Below are 2,092 nucleotides of genomic sequence, written 5' to 3'. Positions count from 1 at the left end.
GCGTTGAAATTCTTCGTCTTCCTGGGCCGTGAGCCAGACGGTGGTGCCCAGCAGCAAGAGCAGGCAAAAGAAGAGTCGGGACATGGGGAGTCGTTTTATGAGAGTGATTCAAATTCCTGAGCCATGCGCAGGCTGTTTCATTTTTCGATGAACTGCACGTTTGCAAAAGCACCGTTTCGGTATCGGTAGAGTTTTTCTATCAAGTTTTTGATTGGCCTGGCCAGGAATAGTTGCTGGTCCGCATCCAGGGCAGGAAACCTCAGCAAATACACGAGCCCGAATTTCGAAAGATCGACGTTCGCAACCGGGATTGCAGGATGCGATATGGCTCTGGCCCAGTGCCAAACCACCAGGCTCCCCCACATTTTACAGATGTTTTCCCGGAAATTTTTTTCAAAAACGTCGTCCTCCCAGAGGGGGACGGGGTTGCGGGGATGTGTGAGATTGGTGTCTTCGATGAACCACACCTCCTGCCGGTCGGGATGTATTTCCAGCACATCGCACCGGCTGATTGGCTGGCCGTTATTGGCTCTGCGGGAAAACTCGTCTGCAAGTTGCTCGAAGTTTACCATGAGTTCAGGCCGACTTGACTCCATACAAATGACGCAACAAGTCAGAATACACTCTTGAGAGGAGCGAGCTATCCAGCGGGTTTTCTGCAGTAGCTACGGTGCTTTTCCACAAGGCACCTTCTGCGTCGCCATGCTCTATTTCCCGGAAATTGGATACGAACCACAGGTCGGCCTGAGGCAGCAGACCTTCTTTCAGCGCGACGTTGATGCCTTCGAGCACGTACTCGGAATGGGTAGCAAGGTAAAAGGTGGTATCGGGCTTGGCGGCAGCAAGTTGACTCAGCCATTTTGCCCATTGATAAGCAAACGAAGGGTGCAGCCCGCTCTCGGGTTCATCCACGAAGACGGCTTCGTTGATCAGCCCATGGCGCAGGGCCAGATAGGTAGAGGCCAGGCTCTTCAGGCCCGAGGCGGCTCGCTCGATTTTATACTGTCGGCCGCGTTCTCTTGCGTAAATTCTGTTGCTCTGCAGGAAGAAGTTTACTCCACTCCATTTTTCCATGTGCTGAAGCAGAGGGGACGAAACCTGACGGTCGGCGTACAGAAAGAGGTCATTGATGAAATCGGAGACTGCTTCGGACACCAGCCGCCACGAGGGCGAAACCTTTTGCAAGGCAAGAATCCCCTTGTAATACTCGCCAATCAGAGGCGCAATGAAGGTGGGTGAATGGGCAGGGGCAAGGGCGGGTTTGCCCTTGAACAGAAAGGCGTCCTGCGTAGCCTCGACCGTGAGCACTTCCTCATCGTCCTTGTTTCCCCACTCGATGCGCATTTGTTTTTCTTGCCAACTGATGAGCTCGCGAGGGTTCTTTACCAGAAAAACACCTTTGAGCTTGCTTTTGAGCTTTTGCTCAAAAGCAGCCTCCTTGTCTGCGTTTGCTTCTCCCGCAATGTTCCATGAAGCCCAGTAGAGGGCATAGAGCAGGAAAAGCAGTTGCGTTTTTCCGGTTTTGTTTGGCCCCAGCAGCACCACCACGTTCGATCGCTTTTCGAGCGCAGCCTGCCGGATGGCCATGAAGTTCCGGATTTCAAAATCGAAATGCATTACTCGTGGTTTTGAGTGAAAACCGAGCCCTTTTGCCGCTCGGTCGTGAAAGATGAGCATTTTTGGGGAGAATTGCATCCGTTGAGGCAGGGGCCGTTTTTCTCCACTCTGGATAGCCGTACGGGCGGCCTTTGGAAAAGGTGCCCAACGAAGGCAAACGGCTGCCGATTTTCTTCATTGCACTTCTCCTGCAGGAAGCTTACTTGCCCCCCACAATTATAGCGACGGCGAATGATGATGAATATCGCGTAAAGAGGATTTGAGATTCGAGGAATCGCCGGTTGAGACTCGCTATCACTCGATGTTGATACGCCGCCAAAGGCGGCGATGTTGAGACGCGGCTTTCCCGATAATCGGAGCCTGTCCCGGCCTGCCGGGAACAGGCGCCGCGATGTTGAGATGGTGCGCTTTGCAAAATTCGGAATGCACGTACAGGTGCGATGTGCAAGGACCGATTTTACCGGTTTCACCGATT

At 53.1% G+C, this 2,092-nt stretch carries 3 protein-coding genes; all 3 read right to left on the bottom strand.

The features are described 5' to 3' along the window. Positions 1-137: 137 nt before the first annotated feature. The gene (locus D6694_15290) at positions 138-572 is read right to left on the bottom strand and encodes a hypothetical protein (GenBank protein RMH34279.1); all 435 of its coding nucleotides are present in this window, start codon (positions 570-572) and stop codon (positions 138-140) included. A 4-nt stretch (positions 573-576) separates the two neighbouring features. Continuing rightward, positions 577-1,695, bottom strand: a complete 1,119-nt coding sequence (locus D6694_15285; GenBank protein RMH34278.1) for an ATP-binding protein — start codon at positions 1,693-1,695, stop codon at positions 577-579. Between the two features lie 216 nt (positions 1,696-1,911). After that, positions 1,912-2,092: hypothetical protein (locus D6694_15280; protein RMH34277.1), on the bottom strand; the 181-nt coding region annotated here is incomplete at its 5' end.

It is taken from the genome of Gammaproteobacteria bacterium (assembly GCA_003696665.1).
Lineage (GTDB): Bacteria > Pseudomonadota > Gammaproteobacteria > Enterobacterales.
This window is presented reverse-complemented; position numbering and strand designations above follow the sequence as displayed.